The sequence below is a fragment of the Pseudoalteromonas sp. 5Ae-yellow genome (assembly GCF_014077565.1).
Lineage (GTDB): Bacteria > Pseudomonadota > Gammaproteobacteria > Enterobacterales > Alteromonadaceae > Pseudoalteromonas.
The window spans coordinates 33,973-59,131 of record NZ_JACGWD010000011.1 but is presented as its reverse complement, the minus strand read 5'-3'; the positions used below and the strand labels follow the sequence as shown (position 1 = coordinate 59,131).

Below are 25,159 nucleotides of genomic sequence, written 5' to 3'. Positions count from 1 at the left end.
TATAACTAAAATACAAAAAGAGAAACGTGCTTTATGATCATCTTTTTTATCTGCCTCACTATTTTAATACTGGGCTATAAGTTTTACAGCCCATTTGTTGAAAAACAAGCCGGTTTGGATTCAACTGCTGACACACCACAAAAACGCTTTAGCGAAGGTGTTGATTACGTAGCTATTCACCCTGTACGAGCATTTTTAATTCAGTTTTTAAACATTGCTGGCGTAGGTCCAATATTTGGCCCAATTTTAGGTGCTTTATACGGACCAGTTGCACTAGTATGGATTGTACTTGGTAATGTTTTAGGTGGCGCTGTACACGACTTCTTCTCAGGTGTAATGAGTATAAAAGAAGACGGTAAAAGCCTACCAGAAATCGCAGGTCATTATTACAACGTCGTATTTAAAGGCTTTATGCTAGTATTTACTGCCATGCTACTGTTTTTTGTAGGTGTAGTATTTATTATGAGCCCTGCAGGTTTGCTAAGTAACCTTGATTTTTTTGAAGGTACAATACTGGCAAACAACACCTTTTGGGTACTTGCTATTTTAGCGTATTACTTTTTAGCGACCTTGCTACCAATTGATAAAATTATCACTAAGTTTTACCCAATTTTTGGTGCGCTAATGATTGTAATGACAGTGGCAATTGCTATTTCATTACTTATTAATGCGCCGCACTTACCGGTACCAAGTGACTTTTTAGCTTACTTTGAAGCTGACCACGCACATGACTTTTTAGAGCCAAACCCAGATGGACTACCAACATGGCCACTGTTATTTATAACAATTACCTGTGGTGCTATTAGTGGTTTTCACTCTACTCAAGCGCCTATTATTGCGCGTTGTTTAACTAACGAAAAATACGTACGTCCAGTTTATTACGGCGCTATGATGTGTGAAGGTATTGTAGGTTGTGTATGGGCACTTGCTGGTATTGCAGCGTTCCCAGATGGTTACGCGGGCTTAAAAGCATTGCTTGACCAAGGTGGTCCAGGCTTAGTTGTTAACCATGTAGCTAACAGTTACTTAGGCGTATTTGGCGGTATAATGGCAATTATTGCAGTAGCCGTATTCCCAATTACTTCTGGTGATACAGCGTTCCGCTCACTACGTTTAACAGTTGTTGATGCGTTTAATATTCCACAAAGTTTACGTAATCGCTTATTAGTGGCGGTGCCTATACTTGCTATAGCGTACTTTATGACTAAGCTCGATTTCTCATTAATTTGGCGCTACTTTGCATTTTCAAACATGCTGCTTTCTACAAGCGTATTATGGCTTGCTACTAAGTACTTGTTTGACCGTGGTACATTCCATTGGATTGCCAGTGTTCCTGCTGTTATAGCAACAGCGGTAACGGTTTCTTATATTGGCACTGCGACAATTGGTCTTAACTTATCAAGCGATTTAGGTAAACCTATTGGCGCTGTAGTAACAGTGATTGGCTTAATTGTTTTAGCTATTGTGCACTCTAAGCATAAAGCTAAACCAACAGCGGTTTAATAATCACATAAGTTATTTCAAGCATTAAAAAAGCGAGCTATTGATTATCAATAGCTCGCTTTTTTTGTGTACTAAATTTAGGTATTACTGAGTTGCAAGTTCAAAGTAACTATTATCGTCGAGCGTTTTGCTTATCATCATAGCGCCCTCAAGCAGGCTCACTGTTTGAATAGCTGCTTGAGCGGGGTTAGGCTCACCATTAGTTAAGTGTGCAGCGCTAAGCCATGTTAGGTTTTGATTAAAAAAGCGTTTTACTTCAAGGCGTACTTTATCTGGAAGGCTATCGCTTTCGGCTCCTAGTAAACCACATAAACACATTTTTTTATCGGTTACTAATGCACGTCTAAAAAGCTGTGTGTACACATCAATAGGATTTTTACCGTTTGCTTTAAGTTCGTTTGGCTCGCCTAAAGCTGCTAAAAAAGAATCAGTATATTGATGAGCAAGCTCTGCACCTAAATCGGCCTTAGTCGGAAAGTGATAGTGCACACTGGCGCTTTTAATGCCAACTTCGCTTGCGAGCTCTCTAAAACTAAAATTACTGTACCCGCCAAGTCGCACCTTGTTTTCAGCGGCTTTTAATAAAGCTTCTTTTTTACTCATTTTTAATATTTCCTATCTGCAGTAATACCAGTTTTTTTAAAAACATGATCATTGTATCGCATTAAATAACTCACTAACTGCGTTAAAAATTATTCATACAGAACAACTGCATGTCATGATTTTCGCCTTGTTATTGCGCTATTTTCTTAGCGCAATAATAGAACGCTTATTTAATGCAATTGGTACAGCAAAATTATCGACCAGTAGGTAGTTATTTACAAGTGTTTTTACTTTTAAGCAACTCCCTAATTTTATTATGAATTAAGTTAAATCCCATAAATCAGAAAAATTTAAACGTTGATTTAAATTTAGTTTAATATTATAAATTACCTATCAGTAGGTAGGTCGCTCGCTGCCATTAACTCACTTTTAAACAATAAAGATAGAGATTGCTATGAAAATTTATGATGTAGAAAACTTTCCAAATCCACTTCGCGTTCGTATCGCTTTAGCTGAAAAAAATGCCACTTCAAATGTTGAGTTTGTACCTGTTGATTTATTAAATGGTGAACACAGAACAAAAGCCTTTTTAGCTAAAAATCCATTAGCAGGTGTACCCGTATTAGAGCTAGATGACGGCACGTTTATATCAGAAAGTACCGCTATTACTGAGTATATTGATACCGCATTTGAAGGCACATCTTTAATGGGTGAAACCGCAAAAGAGCGTGCAGTAATTAACATGATGCAAAAGCGTGCAGAATCTATGGTGCTTGACGCTGTGGCAACTTACTTTCATCATGCAACTGATGGCTTAGGTCCTGAGCTTGAAACATATCAAAATTTGGCTTGGGGTGAAAAACAAGGCGAAAAAGCGCGCCAAGGGTTTAGCTATTTTAATGATGTACTAGCGCAATCGGCGTTTGTTGGGGGCGAGCAGTTTAGTATTGCTGATATTACATTGTATGCTGGGCTGGTATTTGCTGGATTTGCACAAATAGTAATCCCAAATGAGCTTACCCATTTAGTTGCATGGCAAGAAAAAGTAGCAAAACGCCCAAGTGTTGCAGCTTAATTAGGTTATTAATTTAAAATTTAAGTGAAGTTACGCTTAGGAGCCAAACATGAAAATAGCTGCCGATTTTAGTAAACGAGTTGTGGTACATAGCGAATCGCTCCCGTGGGTTGCATCGCCAATGGCGGGCGTTGATAGGCGAGCGCTCGATAGAGTGGGCGACGAAGTTGCTCGCGCAACGACCATTGTTCGTTATGCACCTGGCAGTGAGTTTTCGCCGCATGTACATACAGGCGGTGAAGAGTTTGTTGTGCTTGAAGGGGTATTTCAAGATGAGCATGGTGACTTTGCGGCAGGTTCTTATATCCGTAATCCACCGCAATCAAAGCATAAGCCGGGGTCTGAAAATGGCTGCGTTATATTTGTAAAGTTATGGCAGTTTCAACCAGATGATCGAACGCACGTGCGTTTGCAAACAAACTTGATGCAAAGTACGGTGCATCCTAGTTTTAAAAATGTTGCCGTAACCCCTTTATACAAAGACGACTTTGAAGAGGTAAGCTTGTTGCACTTTAAGCCCAACGCCTGCATGGTTATAAGCGCAAAAGGTGGAGCTGAGCTGCTAGTACTTGAAGGCTCATTTGATGAGCAAGCCGATACCCTTGTAAAAAACAGTTGGTTAAGAGTACCTGTTAATAGCTCCGTTAACGTTAAAGCGGGAAGTAATGGTGCAAAAGTATGGCTTAAAACGGGTCATTTAACTGATGTAGAAAACCAGATATCTCGCGTACAAAATGCGTGATTGAGTCGTTTATTTGAGATTGTTTATTGATCTAGTTCAGGACTAATTAATTTTAGAAGGTGTACTTTTACCGCTCAGCCTATTTAAGGAGAGCAGTAATGGTACACACAACACATGGTTTATCGATTGGTCTTGAACGTGCAGGAAGAGAGTTTTTTTTAAAACTTAAAGCCGTTGGTACGCTTACTCACGACGACTACAAAATAATTACCCCAATGATAAATTCAGCTCTTGGCGAAGTTAAGCACCCAGTTGTAAACGCCTTAATAGATGGTAGCGAACTTGAAGGTTGGGAAGTACGCGCAGCGTGGGACGACCTCAAGTTAGGTGTTAAGCACTCTAAAGAATTTAAAAAAGTAGCTATTTACGGTAATAAAGAGTGGCAAGCTCGAATGGCTAAAATAGGTAACTGGTTCATATCGGGTGAGGTTCAATACTTTGAAAATGCTACCGCAGCCATAGATTGGCTAGATGAATAGCTTTATTGAAAACTTAAATTAAAGCACTCTTTTAGAGTGCTTTTTTGCTCTATGGGTAACATTGTTAGGTAGTTACATTCGGTTTATTTCAATTGTTAACACTGCTGTATTAAAATACACTAATTATTATTGAGCAAACTACACATTATAAAAACAATGAAACAAGTACTTACCTTTATTACATTCCTGATATTTTCTACATCGATACATGCAAAAGACAGCACCATATTTACGCCCGTAAGCGATTTATTTTTAGCTGTATCTAACTTTGATCACGCAAAAATGCGCGCGGCTGTTGATGATTCATTCCTGCTTTTAGAGCACGGAGAAGTGTGGACTATTGATGACTTTGTAAATGTTGTTAAGCCCGCTGATTACATACGAACAAATTATTTTAGTGTTATAAATTCGCGTGTAGAAGGAGATGTTGCTTTTATTAATTACTGGAATAAAGCCAATATTAAAAACACCGAAAGAAGTATTGATATTTATTGGTTAGAAAGCGTTGTTGTATCAAAAGTGGGCGATAAATGGTTGTTATCGCAAATGCACTCTACTCGGTTACCTCAAGATGAAATACCTAAAGGTGTCACCTTTATAAAGCAACAGATATAACTCTGATTTAAAGCCCCGTAATATGGGGCTTTAATCATTTAAAGTACATCAGCCAGTACAGGTAATGCCGGAAATGCCCCTTTTGCTAAACACGCTTTAGAACCACATTTAAGAGCAAAGTGCAGGGCGTCTTTTACGCTCGCTTTATCATTTAGTTTATCTGCTAGTGGTAAATCACTTCCTAAGTTATTTAAGTAGTATAAAACCCCCGCTATAAATGCATCCCCTGCGCTTGTTGTATCTACGGCGTTTATTTTTGGTGCAGATTCGTTAAGTGTAAATGCGCTGTGGTAAACCTTGGCAGGCTCTGGCCCATCGGTTAAAAACACCAGTTTTACTCCGGTATTTAATAGCGTTTGAATGTAATCATCGCTCGTTGTATCACTATGCTGAGCTAAAAAATTAAGCTCATCACGCGAGAGTTTTACTATGTCACAATAGGTGTAACAAGCTTTTACATTGCTTGCTATATCGCTTGTGTTTTCCCACAAGCTGTAGCGTAAATTTACATCAAAACTGACGAGCTTATTATTCGCTTTTGCAAGTTCTAGCGCTTTAACTGTTGTGTTGGCAATTGCTGATTCGGTTAATGTGTTTGAACAAAAGTGTAGTGTGCTTATTTCTTGCCAATTTATATGCGTTAAATGCGCCGGGGTTAATAGTACATCGGCTGTGTTATGGCGATAAAAGCCAAAACTACGCTCGCCGGTTTCATCAAGGCTTACTATAACCATAGCGGTTTGTGAGCCTGCAATGGTAAATAAATAGTCTGTATTTACATTGTATTGCGCTAATGCATTACTTAATTGATTGGCAAAATGATCGTCCCCTCTACCACCACAAAATGAAGCTTCACCTCCGAGTTTTGCATAGCCAACAGCTACATTGGCAGGTGCGCCACCTGGTATAGGTAAATAGGCAGAGTTATTAGCATCTTGTGGCAGCATATCAATTAATAGCTCGCCTAAGCACAGAAGTTTGGTCATTTGGAATATCCTAAAAAGCCTAGCAAGGCTAGGCTAAAAAACGTGAAGGGTGTTAATTATTCATTCTTTAAAAAGCGCTACAGTGATTACTCACCGCAGCGCAATACACACATTTAGTTAAAAGCGTATTTTAAAGTTACCGACGTTGTGCGGCCGTTAATAGCACGGGCACGAATAATGTTGTTTTCAGGTACTGAGCCTTCTTCGGCTTCTGTAATACCTACTGTATCGAAGAGGTTATTTACATTAAGGGCAATGTTAAGGTTTTCAGATAAGTCATAACTTACAAAGCCATTTACTTGTGTGTAACCGTCAAGTTTAAGGTCGTTATTATCTTGTGCATATGCATCGGTAGTACCAATAAAGCTAAGGCCAGCAGAGCCTTGCTCATAGTTATAACGTGCCATTAATGAATAAATTAAATCAGCTTGACGACGCGGTGTATTACCTACTACCTCAGGAGCAAGTGCATCTTTTGCTATTTCTGCATCGGTCCAGGTTAAATTACCGCGAAAATCCCATGCATCAATAAAGTAAGTAGATTCTATTTCAATCCCTTTTGCTTCGTATTCACGGTCAAAAAATGTTTGTGATGTTGCTTCAAAGTTTTGCTCTTCAGTTTCGGCAAAAAACGCAGTAGCAAATACTGATAACGAATCAAAGCGCTTCTTAACACCAAACTCAAACTGGTTTACTTCATCAACAGCGTCTTCTTTTGCAACAGAGCCGTCGGCGCGTACTTTACCAAATAAAAGACGGTCAGCATTTGCACGACCACCTTTACTAATACGTGCAAACGTAGCAAGGCTTGGGTCAATTTGATAATTAGCACCAATTGAATAAGAAGAATAGTTCCAGTCATAATTTACTGGACTTGCGTTTGCAGTATCAATACCTGCAACGTTTTGCTCAGGGATTGATATTTCACCGTCGCGGTTCATATCTACTGTTGAAGTCACTGCACCTGCGTATGTTCCGCGAGCTTCACCGCTATCGTAGCGAGCACTAGCATCAATACTGACATCACCTAGCTTAGTAGAAAATGCTACGTAAGGGGCGCGTGTATCGTATTCCGTATCGTAATCACGTTGGCAGCAGTTACCAAATGCACTGTAAGCGTATAAACCGTTTTCAGATAACTCAGTGCCATCGGCACCTGTTACATTTAATAATGCAGCATTGTCACCCTTGAGCTCCATTACGTAAGAGTTCCATAACCACGACATCGCAATGTTTTGCGTAGATGCATAGTAACCAAATGTAAGACTGGTATCATCGTCGAACGATTTAGTTAATTTAAAGTCATTAACTATAGATCCAAAGTCATTCATTGTGACATCAAATGTCACCATCTTCATTGCTAAACCATCGTTAAACGCTTCACCGGTGTTCGCGTTACTCAAGGTTGCACCTGCGCCACCAATGCTTTCTGCTATTGATGTTGCACTACCTACTTGTTCTGTGAAAGGTGAATTAAAGTTGCCGCTTATTGATGATTTACGAAAACGGTTTTCGATACGCCAATCGTTATCTAAATCAAATACAGCTTCGAAACCAACAGAGTCAACCTTTGGATTCATACCATCGTGGATATCGCCGCTACTGATTTGGTTTTCACTATTTAAACGTACTGTTTTAGTAAATAACGCTGAGTGAGGTGTGTCTGATTGCGCATCAAAGCCAGCAATAGAGTCACCATTTGAGTACATTGGCATAGGAAGGTAGCCAACACTTTTATCGTCTAAGTGTTTGTAATAAAGGCGCACGTAACCGTTGTCGAAATCTTTAGTAAGGTTAGCTTTTATTTGGCCACCTTTATTAGACGTGTAACCTGTTTCGCGCGGGCCTTCGCCTTGACGAACAAAACCACCAACATGAAAACGCACGCTATCGGTTAAGTAAGTACCGTATTCGAAGTCTGTACGAACGCTGTCATAATCTAGGCCTAGAGTTGTAGACACACTGCCAGATTCGCTTTTGCCATTTTTAGAGATAAAGTTAATAATGCCACCAGGTGCATTACTTGCTGCAGTAGATGCTGAGCCACCACGAATCGATTCGATAGTCTGCACCGTATTATCTAATCGCATAAAAATATCTGAATTACCAAAGGCAACATCACCAAACTGCATAACAGGAAGGCCATCTTCTTGTAGTTGTAAAAACTTAGCGCCACCCGATGCTACAGGTAAACCACGAACAGCAATGTTAGCGTTACCTTCGCCGCCAGTTGATTCGGCGCGAACACCCGGAATAATTCTAAATGCTTCAGCCGTTGAGCGAGGTGTAGACACCTCTACTTGTTCAAGCGATAAACTGCTTACTGATGAACTCGACGCCATAATGGTTGTTCGGCGAGGTACACCGGTAACAACAATTGTTTCAAGGCCCTTGTTGGCTTGGACTTTGGTTTCTTGCTCATCTTGTGCATGAACGCCTTGGCTTACAGCAAGTGCCAAAGCACTGATTAAATATAAAGGTGTGTGGTGTGTTGTCATGTTAACGCCTCATTGTGTTGAACCCAATAGGATTTGTTATTTTTACTTAATCGATTAAGTAAAAATAACAAATATTTTACAATAAGCAAATCATTTTGTGTTTAATTTGTTCTTTTATTATTCATATTTTGATTTTTCAGGTGTTTTTATTGTATTGAAATTCAAGTTTATTAAGCTGTTGGGTTACTTTCTTGTAAAGCACTCATTGATGGGTCGCGTAAATAATTGAACAACATAGCTACAAATAAAATCACGGCAAACCCTGTTGCTAAGTAAAAGCCATAGCGCACATGGCCAAAGTAATCGCTGATCATACCCATAAATAAAGGAGCTAAAGCAGCCGATAATGCGGTAAAAAACAATATAACGCCGGCTACGGCTCCATGGCGCTCAGCAGGGAAACACGATATACCTTTAGAGTTTAAAGTTGGATAAACCATAGACATAAATAAACCTGAAAGAGGTAGTAACCCTACAGCCCAGTCAACACCACCAATAAGTGTACCCACATAACAAAGCGCAATGCCTAAGCTTAAATAAGCCATAACACCTTGCCAGCTATAACGGTTTAGTAACCATACGGCAATAAAGCGACCTGCAGCACGTAGTATAAAAAATATAGTAAGTGCATAAGTGGCAAGGAGCGGCCAAGAGCCTGTGTAGTCTTTTAATAGCGTTGGCATCCATACATAAATAGCCACTTCAGTCGCTACATACAGTGCAATGGCTAAAGAAAAGCCAAGTGCATAAGGGTTTTTTACCATTTTCAGGGTAGTGGCAAGCGAAGCAGGCTTTTCAGTTGTTTTAACCACGTCAGGGTAGTCTGCGCGCCATGCTAATAAAGCAAGTATTAAACACATTACGCCCGCAGTAATATACAGGTATGTCCAACTTACGTTTTGCACTAATAAAACACCAACTAGGGCAGGGCCTACAATAGCGCCAATGCCAAAAAATCCCTCAACCTTGTTCATGGTTTTAGTATGGTCGTCGTTACTATGTGAAATATCGCCAAGCAATGCCAGTGCGCCGGTTTTAAATAAACCAATGGCCAGACCTATGCAGCAAAGCAATACTAAAAAGAAGGTAAAACTGGTGCTAAATGCAAATAAAAAACAACTAGCAGAAAATATTAATAAACCCAGCATAATGGTTTTTTTACGGCCAAGGCTGTCAGCTAAAAAGCCTAAAAATAATCCACTAAAGGCTATTAATGCCATGGGAGCGTAATGAAATGCACTAGCTTGAGTCATGCTCAAACCGAAATCCTTTATAAGTTCGGGGATTATCATGCCGACTGCGTCAGAGGTCATGGCAAACATAAAAAACATCATATATGTAAGCCAGCGTATTTGTTGCAGTGGGCCGCTGCTTACTTGTGTGTGTGATTTTGTCATGTGTTTATTCCTCGTTAAATTCTCTATTAACACTTCGTAAGTCAGTCAGTTGCTTACTGTAGTATTACGTGAGCCACGAAATTTGTATGTAAAATTATTAAAAATTACTTGTAAATTCTTACTCGCTAGTTAAAGATATATCTTAATCGATTAAGTTTCAACATGGTAATCACACAATGATGAAGAATAAAGTTCAATTGATCACATATGCTGATCGAATCACTGGCCAAAATATAGGCGCGCTAACCACACTTTTAAACGGTCCTTTAAAAGGCGTATTTGGTGGTGTGCACTTATTGCCATTTTACAATCCTATTGATGGCAGCGATGCTGGCTTTGACCCTATTGATCATAGTGAAGTTGATTCTAGAATAGGCACTTGGGAAGACATACAAGTATTAGGTAAAGATCTCGACTTAATGGCAGACCTAATTGTTAACCATGTATCGGCGCAGTCTTTTCAGTTTCAAGATGTATTAGCTAAAGGTAAGCAATCAGAATTTTGGGATTTATTTTTAACCAAAGAAGATGTATTTCCAAATGGTATGAGCGAAGCTGAGCAAAAAGCAATTTACCGCCCACGCCCAGGTAGCTGCTTTACGCCAATGCATTGTGGCGACGGCCAAACGTATGATTTTTGGACCACTTTTACCGATAATCAAATCGATATAAACGTAAAAGCAGAAGCCGGTGTTGCGTATTTAAATAACGTACTTACTAAATTTTCGGCTAACAATGTAAATATTATTCGTTTAGATGCGGCGGGCTACGCCATTAAGCAAGCGGGCACTAATTGCTTTATGCTTGATGAAACATTTGGTTACCTAGATAACTTATCTAAGCAAGCAAACGATTTAGGCATGGAAACCATTGCAGAAATACATAGCCATTATCAAACTCAGGTAGAAGTGGCAAAACGTGTAAATATGGTTTACGACTTTGCGTTACCACCACTTATTTTACACAGCTTATTTAACAACGATGTAGATGCACTGCTCAAATGGTTACAAATTTCGCCACGCAATTGCTTAACCGTACTTGATACACACGACGGTATTGGCATTATTGACGCAGGTCCAATGGGCGACAAGCCAGGGCTATTAAATGCACAGCAGATTGATAACCTAGTAGAAACAATGCACGCCAACAGTAACAACCAAAGCCGCCAAGCTACGGGCGCTGCGGCGAGTAATGTCGACTTATATCAAGTTAACTGTACGTACTACAACGCATTAGGCGCTAAAGACTTTGATTACTTACTGTCGCGTGCAATTCAATTTTTTGCACCAGGTGTACCACAAGTATATTACGGCGGCTTATTTGCCTGTGAAAATGATATGGATCTATTAGCTAATACAAATGTTGGCCGTGATATTAACCGCCCATATTTAGATGCAAATATAATCGACAAAGCCTTAAATAAGCCTGTAGTAAAAGGTTTAATTGAATTAATTAAAATTCGCAATTCACACCCCGCGTTTGCAGGTGAATTTAGTGCCCAAGGTGAAGGCAGTATGTGTTGTTTATCGTGGCAACTAGGTGAGCAAACTATTTCACTTACTGTTGATTTTAAATTACGCCATGCACTGATTACGCAGCTAAACGGTGATGAAGAAACAACGATTAACTTAAATTCATTTTTAGCTTAATGCTGTAAAAGTAATTTACAAACGCCATGTAAAACAAAAGCCAAGCTACTTAAGCTTGGCTTTTTAATACATAAAACAATTACAAGGCTTGTAAGCTAACTACTCGCACCAATCTCTAATTCGTAACTGACTTCCTGAGTTTTTTCTTCTTTAGAAATAAATAATTCAGCGGCTATAACGCCTTTTTCTTGGCTGTTTTGATGAATAGTGGTTAGGCGAGGTACAAACCGGGCTGCTTCATCAATACCATCAAAGCCCACAATACGCAGTTCTTCACCTATTTTTATGCCTTGCTTTATTGCTTCTCGCATTGTGGCAAGGGCAATTAAATCACTCATACAAATTATAACGTTAGGATGCGGTGATGCACTAAGTACTTCTTTTGCAGCAATATTGGCAAAACGTTCGCTACTTTCAGGTATATTCCAAATACGATCGTCAGCTACCGTAATATTTGCCTCGCTTAAAGCGCGTTGATAACCACGTAAACGTTGATGAGAAATAGATTGTCCGGCTTCAAATTCGTAATGCTCATACACGCGGCACAATACGTTTTCATCAAGTAATCTAAGTCCCAAAATAGCGACTTTATCATTTTGATTATGTATAACGTGCCTAGCAATTTCGTAACTGGCTTGCTCATTATTTATATTTACAGAGGCATTGCGGGCTATATCAAAGTCAATAGTCACCACATGTTTAGACACTATTTTTAACTGCTCAACCAATGCATTATTACGAGGACGGCCATAACAAATAAAACCATCAACAAAGTCGACTATGTTATTAAGGGTATCGCTATTACCTGAAAACAATAAAACATTAATGCCGTTTTTTTCAAGCACCGAAGTAACACCGCGCATAAAGCTGCTAGCCACAGGATCCGACACCATGTATTCCACACTATCGGGCAGTACTAAAGCGACAATATTAAATGTGCCATTACGCAATGATTGCGCGGCCTTATTAGGCCCGTAATAGCCCAAATTTTTACACGCTGCAAGAATATCTTCTCGGCGTTTAGCCGATAGCTGATCAGGGCGATTAAACGCATTAGAAACCGTAGCATTAGACACACCTAATTCTAGAGCGATACTTTTTAAGGTCCAGTGGGCCGGTTTTCTCATGAGTTATGATTATCCTTTAAAAAGACTGTGCTTAAATTAATAGAGATAGTATAAAATCAAATAATAGTTATAGCTATAAACTGGCATGAAGTATGATGACTTAATACTTTCATTTTATTTTTTAACCTCGGCCCACTGGGCTTTTAGCCAGCGGCTTAGGGTAATAATATCGGTTTGTTTTGCTCGCGATTTTTTATATACAAAATAAAATTTACAGCCGGTTTCAACTCCATGCAGTGGCAACTTAACTAAGTGGTTATCGTGCTGTGAGGCAATAAAAAACGCATCAATAAGCGTAATACCTAAATTATAACGCGCAGCTTCTGCGGCCAGTATAACGTGACTAAAGTGATTAACTCTTACGTTTTTAGGCAGCTCAAAGCCGCCGCTTTTACACCATTGCTGCCAGTCATTGGTGCTACGTTGCTCTGACTCATCATACTGCACCGACAACAGCGGGTACTTCCATAATTCATTGGGCAGCGATTGATTTTTTAATTGCTGCCACATGCCTTTGCCACAAGCAGGGTAAAGCTTTTCTGCAAATAAAAATAAGCTGACAAACTCACCTTTAGGTGGCGTTGTGGTAATAAAACAATCGGCAACACGGTCGCTAAAACCCGCCTCATCTACAATCATATTTAAAGTTAAGTCGATATCTGGCGAGTCATGTTTAAAGCTTTCTAATCGCGGTATTAACCACTTTACAGCTAATGAGCTATAAAGTGCTAAACGAATATGCCCAGGCTCGCCGTAACGTATTTTTTGTGTGGCAGAGGCTAAACTGGTTAATGAATGACTCACTTCTTGATAGTAACGATTGCCCGCGTCGGTTAACGAAAAGCTACGGCCACTGCGGTTAAATAGCGGCTCGTTTAAATATTGCTCTAGTAATTTAACCTGATGGCTCACGGCACTTTGCGTCACATTTAGATGTTCTGCTGCTTTAGAAAAACTATTTAATCGCGCTACAGATTCAAAACACTGAACAGCACGTAATGGGGGTAATTTCATTATTAGTTAAACTCATACTAAAAGTATTTTAATCATTATACATAATTAAACGAATTGCTCTATGCTAGCGTTTTTAATTTGCGGGCACGGAGTAACAATGCAAAAAATATCGGTTGGCTTAGGCATGACATTACTTGTGGTGGGTAATATTATTGCGGTTTTTTCTGACGCTATAATTAAAACTTTACCAGCAGAAAGCCCCACGTTTCAGTTTGTATTTATGCGCCAACTTACCGCAGTATTAATTTTGCTCCCGTTTTGTTTGTCGGCGAATAAAAAACATTTATTTGCCGGTTTAAAATGGCATGCGGTACGCGGACATGTATGGTTATTTGGTATTATATTTATGGTGTTTGCGCTCAAAGCTTTACCGCTTGCAACCGCTAACGCTATTTTTTATGCAGCGCCTTTATTAATGCTGCCTTTAGCAGTAATGATATTTCGTGAACAGCTAACAAAAAGCAGCATAGCTGTGGCTGTTATTGGCTTTATAGGGGTACTTATTGTTATTCAGCCTACCGACATTAATTGGGCGGCTATATTTGCACTTGTAGTCGCAATTACACTGGCAATAAATAATGTACTAATACGAAAGTTACCTAAACACCATAGTATTATGCAAACTTTGTTACTTACCAATTTAGTAGGTATGCCTGTGGGATTAGGTTTGGCGCTGTGGGAAAACGAGCCATGGCATTGGGCTGCACTCATTACTGCGTTTGGCTCTACACTGTTTATTTTAATTTATGCTGGAATTTGCGTGTACGTTTATAGCAAAATCGAATCGAGCCAAGTTGCTAGCGCTGAATATAGTGGCTTAGTGGCGGCTGTCGTTGTTGGTTTATTTTGGTTTGGTGAAGTGCCTACACTTGGCTTAATAATTGGCGCATCGTTAATTATTTTACCCTTAGTGTGGTTGGCTAACGTACAAAAAAACAAACAGCGATTGGTTAAACGTCAACTCACAAAATAAACTACTGCGCGTGGTGTTGTACTGCGCAGTAGTATTTAGTCGTTTAAGCTAAATAAACAAATGTTAGTTAATTTGAGCTTATATTACTTTTGTAAACCAAACGGGTCGTCAATACTGTGGCTAGGCTCGGTAAACCATTTTGCACCACTGTCGGTCATATAAAAATGATCTTCTAAGCGTACCCCAAATTCATCCGGTATAACCAGCATTGGCTCGTTACTAAAACACATGCCAGCGGCTAGTGGTGTTTTATTACCGCCTACCAAGTAAGGCCATTCGTGAATATCTAAACCAATGCCGTGGCCTGTACGGTGCGGGCAACCAGGTGTTTGGTAATCAGGGCCTAAACCTTGCTCGGCTAAGTAGCTGCGCGCAGCTGTATCTACGTCTTCACATGGCACGCCAATTTTTGCTGCATTGAAAGCTGCAATTTGTGCTGCTTTTTCATTATTCCAAAATTGACGTTGGCGATCTGTCGCTTCACCAAACACATAAGTGCGGGTAATATCAGATAAGTAATCATGTACTTTACAGCCAGTATCAATAAGTACCATGTCGCCTTTTTTAAGAATTTGCGGATCTTTTACCCCATGCGGGAATGACGTTGCAAGCCCAAATAACACGATACAAAAGTAGTTACCCGGCGCACCTACTTTTTGATGCGCTAGCTTTATAAATTCTTCTACTTCAGTGGTACTAATACCTTCGTGTAGCATGCTTGCCGTGGCTTGGTGAACCACTAAGGTCATATCCATAGCGCGTTGCATTAACGCCAGCTCATTGGCTGATTTATGCATTCTACAATGTGCTGTAACCGGCTGGGCATTCACTAAATTTAAGCCCGTTTGCGCTTTATTAATACCATCAAAAATAAAGAACTGCGCGCTTTCGTCAATACCAATAGTGCCATTAGCCGCAATACCCATTTCCGTTAATATATTAACAAATAACTGATATGGGTTTTGATGCTCTTGCCAACCACGGATTGGCCCGTCAATTACTTTAAAACCATTAAGTGAGCCAATTTCAAAATAAGGAGCTATGTATTGCACTTCACCTTTAGCTGGCAAAATTGCGCCAACTAAACGCTCACTTGCATACCAACGCATACCGGTAAAATAAGCGAGGTTAGTACCTGCATTTAAATAAATGGCATCAATGCCATTGTTTTGCATATACGTTTGCGCTTTGGCTATACGAGTTAAATACTCTGCCGGTTGAATAGGGGTTAAATCGCTGGTCATATTGCTTAAGCTAGCGAGTGCTTGTTCTTTGGTTTGGGTGCCAATACCAATTGTGGTCATAATGATCTCCTCTTTTATGCGGCTATTGTGCTTGTGCGGCAGGTTAACTGCAAGTTGCTTGCGGTAAAACTTTGTAATCTGAGCATGTATTTAATAAAGCCAATGCGCTATATTAATCTAAGTGCTAGGCAGTTTGATTGCTGCGTATGTTGTTTAGTAAACTATAAAAATAAAAACAAAGGTGGTTGTATGGCTCTGTTGTGGTTGGGGGTTTTATTTATAATAATTGGCACTTTGCCATTTGTACGCTGGTTAAAATGTAAAGTAAGTAAACGCCACTGGCGGGTTTGTGTTGTAGAACAAATAACTGCCGTGGCAAATAATCAAATAACAGCACCCGAAATGTTGCATCAGCCAACTATGCTAGTGAGTTTTCGTTTTGATGGGCAGGTGCACAGTGTATTAGTGGAATATCGTGAAAAAATGTTTACCCGTTTTAAACAAGGTAAAACCTGCACACTGTTAGTTGACAAAAATAACCCGCAGCAGGTTTATAATAACGCAATACTTTGGCAAAGCTACGGATTAGTATGGTTATTAGCCGGTATTAGTTTATGTGCTTTTAGTTATTTTAGTTTGATTTAGCTTGATTTAAATCCCCTCGTTATCCCTTAATAGCGTTTAAGTGCAGCGCTTTTGAGGGAGCCTACCACTCTGTTTACTCTTCTTTTCTCGGAAGGATTCGATAAAATGGCGCTGCAAATGCATTTAATGTAACCCCACAACGACTATGGTAAACATGAAATATAACAAACGAATTAAGTCCTCTTTATCACTACTTTCAATATTATGCGCCGCTACAATGAGTGTTCACGCAGCAGAGCGCCCCGCTGGTTTATCGGATGAGGATATTGCATACGTTAAACAGCTAATTAATAATGAAATGCAAGCGCAGGATGACGCTAAAGCTAAGCAAGAGTTAGATAATGGGTTTGAATTTAATGGCTATTTTCGCTCAGGTACAAATACCATTCTAGGGAGTGGCAGTAAAAACAATGGCTCTTGTTATTCACTTAACTACCCTAAAAATGACGGGGTTTATTATCGCTTAGGTAACGAATGCAGAGACTACAGCGAGTTTCAGCTGAGTAAAAAACAGCAGCTAAATGGGGTTAACTTTAAAGCCGTATTTATGATGGACTTTGCCGGGGATTCAAGAGATCCAACCGCAACGGAGGAGTGGTCTAGACGCTCAAGGCAGCTTTATGTTACTCGATAATGGTACGCTATGGATTGGCCGCAGATATTATTACGATAAGGCAGTTGGTAGCGTACATATATTAGATTACAAACATATGCAAAGCTCGGGTAACGGCGTGGGTGTATCTGACATTACGGTAAATGAAACCGATAAGCTGCATCTTGCTGCAATCACTTATGGTGGCGAGGGCGAACTTACAGGTAACAAAGCCACTGCTGATACTAACTATCAAAACTTTATGGCCGACGTACGCTATGAAATGGACGTAGGCGATGCGGGTAAAGTGGTATTTGCACTGCAAAACTTATTTGTAAATGATGCAATTGATGAAGCTGGGCTTACCGATGGCAGAACATTTACAGTGCAATGGCAAAAGCAGTTAGGCAATGTTGATCAAAAAACAGTGATTCAATATGGTACCGGCGCCATGGCGCAAAACCCAGGCGCTGCCGGTACTGATGGCGGAAGCTTTGATTATGCCGCAGATAGCAGCTCAAGTGGCTTTCGTATTTTTAATAATGGCTTAGTTGATATTACCGAAAAATTTAAACTAGATTACATGGTAATGTACGAAAAATCATCTGATTATCACACCCTAAAAAGTGTTGGTGTGCGCCCGCATTATTCAATATCGCCGCATTGGAGTGTGCTTGGTGAAGTGGGTTATAACGCTTATCAAACTAAAACAAACGGCATTGAAAATGATGAGCAAACACTCATGAAATATGCGCTAGCATTACAAGCAACAGCCGACTCTACCGAATATTGGTCGCGTCCATCGTTACGCTTTTACCTAAGTAACTTTGATTGGAACAAGGCTGCTGGGCAAGAGTCTGGGTTAAGTGTTGCAGGCAAAGAGGGCGACGAAAGTGCCTTAGTTGCAGGCGCTCAGGTTGAAATTTGGTTTTAATACGCAGTATTAATGTGCAATAAAAAATACAATAAAATAAGTTTCGTAGGCGCATTTAGTGCCTACGAAACGTCAATTAACCTCGCTGTAAAATTAATCTAAACCACCACTTAATGACTTTTCTTGGCAATGCTTGCTGGTGGTACGCCATAGGCGTGTTTAAATAAGCGGCTAAAATGGCTAGGGCAATTAAAACCCAGCTCATAACACGCTTGGCTAACCGTGCGCCCCTGCAACAATTTACTATAGGCTTTTTTAAGCCTAAGTTGCTGCTGCCACAGTGCCGGGCTAGTACCAAAGGCCAACTTAAATTGTTGATAAAACTTGCTGCGACTCATGCAGGCAATTTTACACAGCCTCTCTATATCCAATGCTTCATTTAAGTGCTCTTCTATGTATTGCAAAGCATTATTTACCGGTGTTTTAAACTGCGAATTATTGCCGTTTTTTAGTAATAAATCTCGACTTTGCTGCTGTAGCAAACGGGTAATAAGCTCGTTTAACGATAAGTCGATTAAATAACCTCGCTGCTCGTCGGGCTCACTAAATAAATGCACCATACGCGCTAAAAGTTGTTGGGTTTGGCTATTGTGCTGGCTATGTACCAGCTGCGGTGTATAGGCAAATAAGTCATCGCTGGCAAAGCGTTGCTCAATATTGAGTGCATTAGCCACCTGCGTTATTTTGTCTGTGCTTATTTCAATAGCAAGGCAGGTAGTAGGCGCGCTTAAAGATGCTTGTTCAAAGTCAATTAATACCCCTTGCTCTGGTGCTAATACAAAGGATTCGTGAGGTAAAAATGCCTTATGGTATTGGCAGCTCTCTACATGCATTACCTTTTTACCACTAAGCATGGCGCAAAAAAGTAATTCTTTTGAATGCAAAGCTACTTTTTGTGCATTTTGATAAGTATCGTAAATACTTAGCTCGCTATTATCGGCAGCAAAGGTCACTTTATTTTCAATTAGCACCTTTAATTGCTGGCGTTGCTTATTTAATTGCGGAGTATGCATTTTAATCCCTTTTAAATCTGGACTCATAGACAACTTTTGTGGACAGCAATACATGCTTTTAAGTGTTTGATAGTTTAATGTCAATCAATGCTGATTAATTATAAAACAGCACTTGATTAAATATAAAGCAAAAAGACTTATTTAATAGCTCGACTTTTAGCTAATAACAACAAGAGAGTATCACTATGATTTATGCAAATCCAGGCGAAAAAGATGCACTAATTACCTTTAAAGCGCAATACGAAAACTACATTGGAGGAGAATGGGTAAAGCCAGTAAACGGCCAGTACTTTGAAAATATTAGCCCTGTAAACGGTAAAGTATTTTGTAAAGTAGCGCGCTCCGATAAAGACGACATTGAACTTGCGCTCGACAAAGCCCACGCAGTAAAAGCGCAGTGGGGTACTACATCGGTTACCGATCGTAGTAACGTATTACTAAAAATAGCCGACCGTATTGAACAAAATTTAGAGTTACTTGCAGTTGCCGAAACGTGGGATAACGGCAAAGCAATTCGCGAAACACTCGCGGCCGATATTCCACTAGCCGCCGATCACTTTCGTTATTTTGCAGGTTGCCTGCGCTCACAAGAGGGCGGTATTAGTGAAATTGATGAAACTACCGTTGCCTATCATTTTAATGAACCGTTAGGTGTAGTTGGGCAAATAATTCCGTGGAACTTCCCAATACTAATGGCAGCGTGGAAGCTAGCCCCAGCCTTAGCTGCGGGTAACTGTGTAATACTAAAACCAGCAGAGCAAACCCCTGCCTCTATTTTAGTGCTGATGGAAGTGATTGGCGACTTACTGCCAGCGGGCGTACTCAACGTAGTTAATGGCTTTGGTAAAGAAGCAGGTGAAGCCCTGGCTACCAACACCCGTATTGCTAAAATCGCCTTTACGGGGTCTACCCCAGTGGGTTCACATATTTTAAAATGCGCCGCCGAAAACATAATTCCATCAACGGTAGAGCTAGGTGGTAAGTCACCCAATATTTTCTTTAGCGATGTAATGGACAAAGACGACGCTTTTTTATCTAAAGCAATAGAGGGCGCAATACTGGCCTACTTTAACCAAGGTGAAGTATGTACTTGCCCATCGCGACTATTTATTCAAGAAGATATTTACGAGCAATTTATTGAACGCATTTTACAGCGCACTGCACAAATTAAACGTGGTAACCCGCTAGATACCGAAACCATGGTAGGTGCGCAGGCGTCTAAAGCGCAATTTGATAAAATATTAAGCTACATCGAAATAGGTAAAAAAGAAGGCGCCGAAGTACTTACTGGTGGCAACGTAGAGCAGTTAAGCGATGATCTTAACGGCGGATATTACATTCAGCCTACGCTATTAAAAGGCACCAACGACATGCGGGTATTCCAAGAAGAGATTTTTGGCCCGGTTATTTCAATGTCGACCTTTAAAGACGAAGCCGAAGCGTTGGCACTTGCCAATAGCTCTGAATTTGGTTTAGGCGCCGGTGTATGGAGCCGCAACATGAACCAAGCGTATCGTATGGGGCGTAAAATTGAGGCAGGCCGTGTATGGACTAACTGTTACCACATGTATCCGGCTCATGCCGCGTTTGGCGGCTATAAAAAATCAGGTATTGGTCGCGAAAACCACAAACTCGCACTGGGTCACTACCAACAAACTAAAAACCTATTAGTAAGCTACAGCGAAGATCCGCTCGGCTTCTTTTAATTTTAAGTACAAAGTTTAAATAAACAACCGTTAAGTAATGACAGCGCTGCATATTTGCAGCGCTTTTTTGTATATTGGCTAAATTAATTTAAAATGACTCAACCGCGTTATCGCTCTTAGCATCAATCGTGTTTTTGCACACTTTTCATTATATGTGTTCTTTTTTCCGTGTTAAAAAAGGGTGTTTCATACAAGCTAAATTTTATAATTAATAACAGTATAAATTGGCAGTGGTTGCGGTTTTGTCGGATAACATTATTAAAAGTCGTTTTGGGGCATTTTAACAAAGGCAATTTTATAACATACGTAATTACCTGTTTACATTAGAGTTGTTTGGTGGAATTATTAAGCTATGTAATATATGCCGTTTTGGGGTGTTATAAACCCCCATAGTGGTGTTCAATAAGCTGTTAGAATGAAGTGCGTATTACTGAGTTACCAGGATTGATATATGAGTGTATTTTCAAAAAAAGTTGATATGGAAGCCTGTTTACGAAAAGGATTGAGCCAAGAGTTAATTCTTATCATGGCATTTATTGAGCAACAAGATTACCAGTTAGAAAACTATATTTCAGAGTTTTCAGAAAAGCTTGTAGTTGGCGGGCAAGGAATAAAAACGAATGAATATACTGATCAAGTATCAGTATCAAACATCAGTAATGACCAATATGATTTAGATGCTACATTTAAGCAAGACTTGCCTAATTATATTCGTAAATCTCAATTATTAATGCTTTGGACAATGCTGGAAGATACGTTGGGTTATATTGTAAAAGAGCTCAGCGCCAAGAAAAACATAAGGTTTAGAAAGAAAGGTAATAAAGAATCCATTTTTATTTATTACGTAAAATGGCTAGAGAAAATTGATAGAGCAGGATTGGCATCTCATCGTTCTGTAATATTTTTGAATGACAATGTAAGAGAGATTAGAAACTCAATAGTACATGGCTTTAAGCCTAAAGTTCAGCACAAAGAAATTGAAGTCACTAAGTCAGGTGTTTTAGTTTCAGGGAAATATGTAAGAGAAGTTTGTATGACTATAAATGAACTTGCAAGATGTGTGTAAACATTCTAACAAGCAATTTAACAGGACTAAAAACAGTGGTCACTCGTTCGTGCCTCTCTCATTTTAGACCACAATTTTTAGTCCGTTAATGGGCGTTTTAGGCAACTTAAGGAGAAGCTGTGAATAAATCAGATATAATTAAAGAAGTAGCACATAGAACGGGGGTAAGCATAGAACAAGCTAAACTCATAGTTGAAGCTACTTTTAACGTGATTGCAGAACATATTAAAGATGGAGATAAAGTAAACCTTGTAGGTTTTGGAACTTTCAGCTCTAAAGCACGAGCAGCTCGTGTTGGTCGAAACCCCAAAACAGGTCAAAGAATCACTATTTCACCAAAACATGTTCCAGTCTTTACTGCAGGTAAAACTCTAAAGCAATCTGTAGCATCAGCTGATCCTGATAGCGATACTACAGATGATCCTGGTGAGTTTGTTACGTATACAGGTAAGAAATAAGGAGGATAAAATGGCTACAGGAAGAGAAAAAAGATTAAAAGAGAAGAAAATAAGAACATCAAAGATTAGTGATTTAGTAAGGTATGTTAGTTTTGGCTTAGTTGCTCTCACATATTCTATTTTTACTTCAAAAGCGGATTTTGCTGTCCTACTCTTACAGAATAGTAAAAATCTATTTTTATGGGCTTCATTACTAGGAGCTCTAGCCATCCTCTTTGATTATTTCCAATATCTTTCTGGATATATTGCTGTAAACAAATCATTAGCGATGACTGGAGACAATATTGACTACAATAAAAAATGGATATCTAAACGCTTAATCAAACCTTTATTTATTTTCAAACAAATATTGGCATTTAGCGGCATAGTACTGATTTGTATAGCTATGTATTGCGCTACAGTTGCCTAACAACACGCCCTGAGGTAGACGACTAGTAAAATTTAGCTATTAATTGCAAATTTTAACAGCGGTGATCCCTTACTTTTCAATGCGATTAAGTAAGTTGATTCATCGTAGGGCGTATGTGTTTTCCAGCACCTAAATAGTATTTTTATCCACTTAAATGCTAATGATCTGATGATGGTACTATGGGGTTTTCTGTAGGTTTCTTGCTGCCGATAATAAGCTTTTCCCAAAATGAATAACGAATAGTAAAACCAGCCCATTCTACAAATTTTTGTCTTAAAAATTTATAAATTAAACAGAGCCCCTTAAAGTTTTCACTTGGCGTATTCATAGAGTATTTTATTTATACCAATCTACATCAAAAGGCTTTAAGTAGATTGGCATTGTGTAAAGTGCAATATAGTTGTTTTTACTTGTTTTTAAACGGCATGATGAGTAACCCCCACAGCGAGGCATTTTGCTTTGCACTTGGGTATTCAACCAAGCCTATATCTATTTCTGCGTCGACTTTTTTTGCCTCACTTTTATAGCTACCAAAAAGTTTGTCCCACCAAATTACACTAAAACCATAGTTTGAGTTTGTTTCACTCACTACTTTACTATGGTGAATGCGGTGCAGTATTTGCGTCATTAATATAAGGCGCAGTGGCTTTTCAATGGCGTTTGGTAGGCGTATGTTTGCATGGTTAAACAAGGCGAGTCCATTTAACGCGATTTCAAATATAAGTACGGCAATGGCGGGTACGCCAAGTGCAGTAACTGCAATGAGTTTTATAACTATGCTAAGCACAATTTCGATGGGGTGAAAGCGCAGGCCTGTACTGGTATCTACGTGCGCATCGGCGTGGTGTACGCGGTGCAAACGCCATAATAGTGGCACTTTATGAAACAATCTGTGCTGCCAATAAATGAGTATATCGAGCAGTACAAGGCTTAGCACTATGGTTACTATGCTAGGTATGGCTAGTTGGTTAAATAAGCCAATGCTGTGCTCATGATTGTAAAGTGCTACTGCGGTTAAACCAAGTGGTACAACTAAGCGCGCAATGATAGATGAGGCAAACACTAAGCCAAAATTTGCAAACCAGCGAGTGCTGCTTTTAATGGGCGATTGCCTTGCGGGTTGTCGCCATTCAAGCAGCATCATTATGACTAAAATGCTAAAAAAGCAACCGAGTCGCCACCAAACTTCGTTAGTCATTATTATTTATAACCTCATTGGCTTCTTGCTGTTTAAGTGTGTGGTAGCCGCCATGTATACGGGTAAATATGGTAATGGCGCAGGCAAAAGCAAATATACCAGCGAGGAGGGCAAAGTGCTGCGGCCAAATACAAAAGGCTATAAATAGCGCTATTGTTTCTGTGCCTTCGGTTAAACCATTTAAGTAGTAAAAGCTTTTATATTTAAATTGTGGTTTTTCGAGTTTAAACTTTTCAGCGGCTATGGCAAAGGCTAAAAAGCTTGAACCCGTGCCAATAAATGCAGCGAGTAATATTGCGCCTGCAATGGCGTTTTGTTCGGGGTTTGCCAAAATAAAGCCAAGCGGAATGGCCGCGTAAAATAAAAAGTCGAGTGTAATATCTAAAAAGCCGCCGGCGCTTGAGCTTAAATTAGCATGGCGTGCTAGTGCGCCGTCAAGCCCATCTAAAATGCGATTTAAAACAATGGTAGCTAATGCGCCGTACCACATTTCAAAAGCAAGTAATGGCACTGCGAGCAAGCCAATTAAAAAGCCAAATACCGTTAGCTGATCGGGTGTTATGCCGCGCTTATGTATCAGCATTACCACAGGCTTTAACAGTGGCTTTATTACAGGGGTGATAAATTTATCTAACATAGGGAGCCTTGTGCGCTTAAAGTACAGTATTTAAGGTGAAAAGTTTACCGTTTGCAGCGTCGTAATCGCTATGATCGTGCGTTACCATAATGGCAGGCAGTTTATGTTGGCGTATTTGGCTAAACACCAGTTCACGGGTATCAACGCGCAGTTGCGTGTCGAGCTTACTAAAAGGCTCATCGAGTAAAATAGCTTTTGGCTCACTTAATAACAGTCGTAATAGCGCAACGCGTGCTTGTTGACCGCCCGACAAGCTATCGGGATGGCGATTGGCCATTCCTTTTAAACCAACTTGCTCAAGTGCGTGTGCTATTTTGTCAATGCGTTGTTTTTTATCCCCTTTGGGCATAGCAAAAGCAATATTACCCGCCACACTTAAGTGCGAAAACAATAAAGCGTCTTGATACAGTACGCCAATATGGCGTAAATGCGTGGGTAAATCATTTATATTTTTACCGTTAAGCCACACCTCTCCACTGGCTTTAAAACCACTGGGTAAAGTACCTGTAAGCCAATTTAATAAGCTTGATTTACCGCTGCCCGATGGGCCCATAATCGTTAGAATTTCACCACCATTAACTTGCTCGTTTAAGCTAAGTAGTCGCTCATTTTGGCGATAAAGCTGACAATTTTTAATCTGTAAAGATGACTGCATT

At 39.7% G+C, this 25,159-nt stretch carries 23 protein-coding genes and 1 pseudogene; 13 read left to right on the top strand and 11 right to left on the bottom strand.

Translation table 11 applies throughout. The features are described 5' to 3' along the window. Positions 1–33 precede the first annotated feature (33 nt). Positions 34–1,503 carry a carbon starvation protein A gene (locus H4J63_RS05145; RefSeq protein WP_182194994.1) on the top strand — a complete coding sequence of 490 codons (1,470 nt, stop codon included), beginning with the start codon at positions 34–36 and terminating at the stop codon, positions 1,501–1,503. Positions 1,504–1,587: 84 nt separating this feature from the next. Here H4J63_RS05145 and H4J63_RS05140 read toward each other — a convergent pair whose 3' ends face one another. Next, a complete protein-coding gene (locus H4J63_RS05140; RefSeq protein WP_182194991.1) occupies positions 1,588–2,106 on the bottom strand; it encodes a TetR/AcrR family transcriptional regulator in 519 nt (172 codons plus the stop codon). 394 nt (positions 2,107–2,500) lie between these two features. Here H4J63_RS05140 and H4J63_RS05135 point away from each other — a divergent pair, with 394 nt between their 5' ends. The 4 genes from H4J63_RS05135 to H4J63_RS05120 all read left to right on the top strand — a co-directional run bounded on the left by H4J63_RS05135 (position 2,501) and on the right by H4J63_RS05120 (position 4,957). Beyond that, positions 2,501–3,121: a glutathione S-transferase family protein gene (locus H4J63_RS05135; RefSeq protein WP_182194989.1), complete on the top strand. Its 621-nt coding sequence runs from the start codon at positions 2,501–2,503 to the stop codon at positions 3,119–3,121. A gap of 49 nt (positions 3,122–3,170) precedes the next feature. Continuing rightward, entirely contained in the window at positions 3,171–3,863 is a 693-nt protein-coding gene (locus H4J63_RS05130; RefSeq protein ID WP_058553080.1) for a cupin domain-containing protein, read from the top strand. 98 nt (positions 3,864–3,961) lie between these two features. Continuing rightward, positions 3,962–4,342 (top strand): STAS/SEC14 domain-containing protein, encoded by a 381-nt coding sequence (locus tag H4J63_RS05125; protein ID WP_024605388.1) that lies wholly within the window; start codon positions 3,962–3,964, stop codon positions 4,340–4,342. A gap of 156 nt (positions 4,343–4,498) precedes the next feature. Then, positions 4,499–4,957: a nuclear transport factor 2 family protein gene (locus H4J63_RS05120; protein ID WP_182194987.1), complete on the top strand. Its 459-nt coding sequence runs from the start codon at positions 4,499–4,501 to the stop codon at positions 4,955–4,957. Between the two features lie 38 nt (positions 4,958–4,995). Here the strand turns inward: H4J63_RS05120 and H4J63_RS05115 are convergent, their stop codons facing one another. The 3 genes from H4J63_RS05115 to H4J63_RS05105 form a co-directional block, all read right to left on the bottom strand. Next, positions 4,996–5,943 carry a carbohydrate kinase gene (locus tag H4J63_RS05115; RefSeq protein WP_010553611.1) on the bottom strand — a complete coding sequence of 316 codons (948 nt, stop codon included), beginning with the start codon at positions 5,941–5,943 and terminating at the stop codon, positions 4,996–4,998. A gap of 113 nt (positions 5,944–6,056) precedes the next feature. Then, entirely contained in the window at positions 6,057–8,441 is a 2,385-nt protein-coding gene (locus H4J63_RS05110) for a TonB-dependent receptor (RefSeq protein ID WP_182194984.1), read from the bottom strand. A 170-nt stretch (positions 8,442–8,611) separates the two neighbouring features. Further along, positions 8,612–9,838, bottom strand: coding sequence for a sugar MFS transporter (locus H4J63_RS05105; RefSeq protein ID WP_086996863.1), 1,227 nt, complete (start codon positions 9,836–9,838; stop codon positions 8,612–8,614). A 176-nt stretch (positions 9,839–10,014) separates the two neighbouring features. On the opposite strand from H4J63_RS05105, the gene gtfA reads away from it, so the two are divergent. Next, complete coding sequence (gene gtfA / locus H4J63_RS05100; RefSeq protein WP_024605392.1) at positions 10,015–11,487, top strand: sucrose phosphorylase; 1,473 nt, start codon at positions 10,015–10,017, stop codon at positions 11,485–11,487. Positions 11,488–11,582: 95 nt separating this feature from the next. Here the strand turns inward: gtfA and H4J63_RS05095 are convergent, their stop codons facing one another. Both H4J63_RS05095 and H4J63_RS05090 read right to left on the bottom strand, forming a co-directional pair. Next, the gene (locus tag H4J63_RS05095) at positions 11,583–12,614 is read right to left on the bottom strand and encodes a LacI family DNA-binding transcriptional regulator (RefSeq protein WP_182194981.1); all 1,032 of its coding nucleotides are present in this window, start codon (positions 12,612–12,614) and stop codon (positions 11,583–11,585) included. A gap of 114 nt (positions 12,615–12,728) precedes the next feature. Continuing rightward, the gene (locus H4J63_RS05090; protein ID WP_182194978.1) at positions 12,729–13,628 is read right to left on the bottom strand and encodes a LysR family transcriptional regulator; all 900 of its coding nucleotides are present in this window, start codon (positions 13,626–13,628) and stop codon (positions 12,729–12,731) included. Positions 13,629–13,725: 97 nt separating this feature from the next. On the opposite strand from H4J63_RS05090, the gene H4J63_RS05085 reads away from it, so the two are divergent. Further along, the gene (locus H4J63_RS05085; protein WP_010553617.1) at positions 13,726–14,601 is read left to right on the top strand and encodes a DMT family transporter; all 876 of its coding nucleotides are present in this window, start codon (positions 13,726–13,728) and stop codon (positions 14,599–14,601) included. 83 nt (positions 14,602–14,684) lie between these two features. Here the strand turns inward: H4J63_RS05085 and H4J63_RS05080 are convergent, their stop codons facing one another. Beyond that, positions 14,685–15,905, bottom strand: coding sequence for a Xaa-Pro peptidase family protein (locus H4J63_RS05080; protein ID WP_182194975.1), 1,221 nt, complete (start codon positions 15,903–15,905; stop codon positions 14,685–14,687). A gap of 189 nt (positions 15,906–16,094) precedes the next feature. On the opposite strand from H4J63_RS05080, the gene H4J63_RS05075 reads away from it, so the two are divergent. Both H4J63_RS05075 and H4J63_RS05065 read left to right on the top strand, forming a co-directional pair. After that, positions 16,095–16,490, top strand: coding sequence for a hypothetical protein (locus H4J63_RS05075; RefSeq protein ID WP_033012968.1), 396 nt, complete (start codon positions 16,095–16,097; stop codon positions 16,488–16,490). Positions 16,491–16,635: 145 nt separating this feature from the next. Beyond that, positions 16,636–18,016, top strand: a pseudogene (locus H4J63_RS05065) (carbohydrate porin). A gap of 110 nt (positions 18,017–18,126) precedes the next feature. On the opposite strand, the gene H4J63_RS05060 reads toward H4J63_RS05065, so the two are convergent. Then, positions 18,127–19,029, bottom strand: a complete 903-nt coding sequence (locus tag H4J63_RS05060; RefSeq protein WP_089369328.1) for an AraC family transcriptional regulator — start codon at positions 19,027–19,029, stop codon at positions 18,127–18,129. A 185-nt stretch (positions 19,030–19,214) separates the two neighbouring features. Here H4J63_RS05060 and H4J63_RS05055 point away from each other — a divergent pair, with 185 nt between their 5' ends. From H4J63_RS05055 to H4J63_RS05040, 4 genes are all read left to right on the top strand, one after another. After that, entirely contained in the window at positions 19,215–20,735 is a 1,521-nt protein-coding gene (locus H4J63_RS05055) for an aldehyde dehydrogenase family protein (protein ID WP_011329851.1), read from the top strand. Between the two features lie 451 nt (positions 20,736–21,186). Continuing rightward, a complete protein-coding gene (locus H4J63_RS05050) occupies positions 21,187–21,801 on the top strand; it encodes a hypothetical protein (protein WP_182194963.1) in 615 nt (204 codons plus the stop codon). Between the two features lie 119 nt (positions 21,802–21,920). Then, entirely contained in the window at positions 21,921–22,259 is a 339-nt protein-coding gene (locus H4J63_RS05045; RefSeq protein WP_182194960.1) for an HU family DNA-binding protein, read from the top strand. A gap of 10 nt (positions 22,260–22,269) precedes the next feature. Next, a complete protein-coding gene (locus H4J63_RS05040; protein ID WP_182194957.1) occupies positions 22,270–22,668 on the top strand; it encodes a hypothetical protein in 399 nt (132 codons plus the stop codon). A 406-nt stretch (positions 22,669–23,074) separates the two neighbouring features. On the opposite strand, the gene H4J63_RS05035 is transcribed toward H4J63_RS05040, so the two are convergent. Genes H4J63_RS05035 through H4J63_RS05025 form a run of 3 tightly spaced genes read right to left on the bottom strand, consistent with a single transcriptional unit; the run spans position 23,075 to position 25,158 of the window. After that, a complete protein-coding gene (locus tag H4J63_RS05035; RefSeq protein ID WP_182194954.1) occupies positions 23,075–23,866 on the bottom strand; it encodes a sterol desaturase family protein in 792 nt (263 codons plus the stop codon). After that, complete coding sequence (locus H4J63_RS05030) at positions 23,859–24,503, bottom strand: CDP-alcohol phosphatidyltransferase family protein (RefSeq protein WP_182194951.1); 645 nt, start codon at positions 24,501–24,503, stop codon at positions 23,859–23,861. Before H4J63_RS05030 ends, H4J63_RS05035 begins: the two co-directional genes overlap by 8 nt. Before the next feature lie 16 nt (positions 24,504–24,519). Beyond that, on the bottom strand, positions 24,520–25,158 hold the full coding sequence (locus H4J63_RS05025; protein ID WP_089369152.1) for an ATP-binding cassette domain-containing protein: 639 nt from the start codon (positions 25,156–25,158) through the stop codon (positions 24,520–24,522). Between the last annotated feature and the right edge of the window lies 1 nt (position 25,159).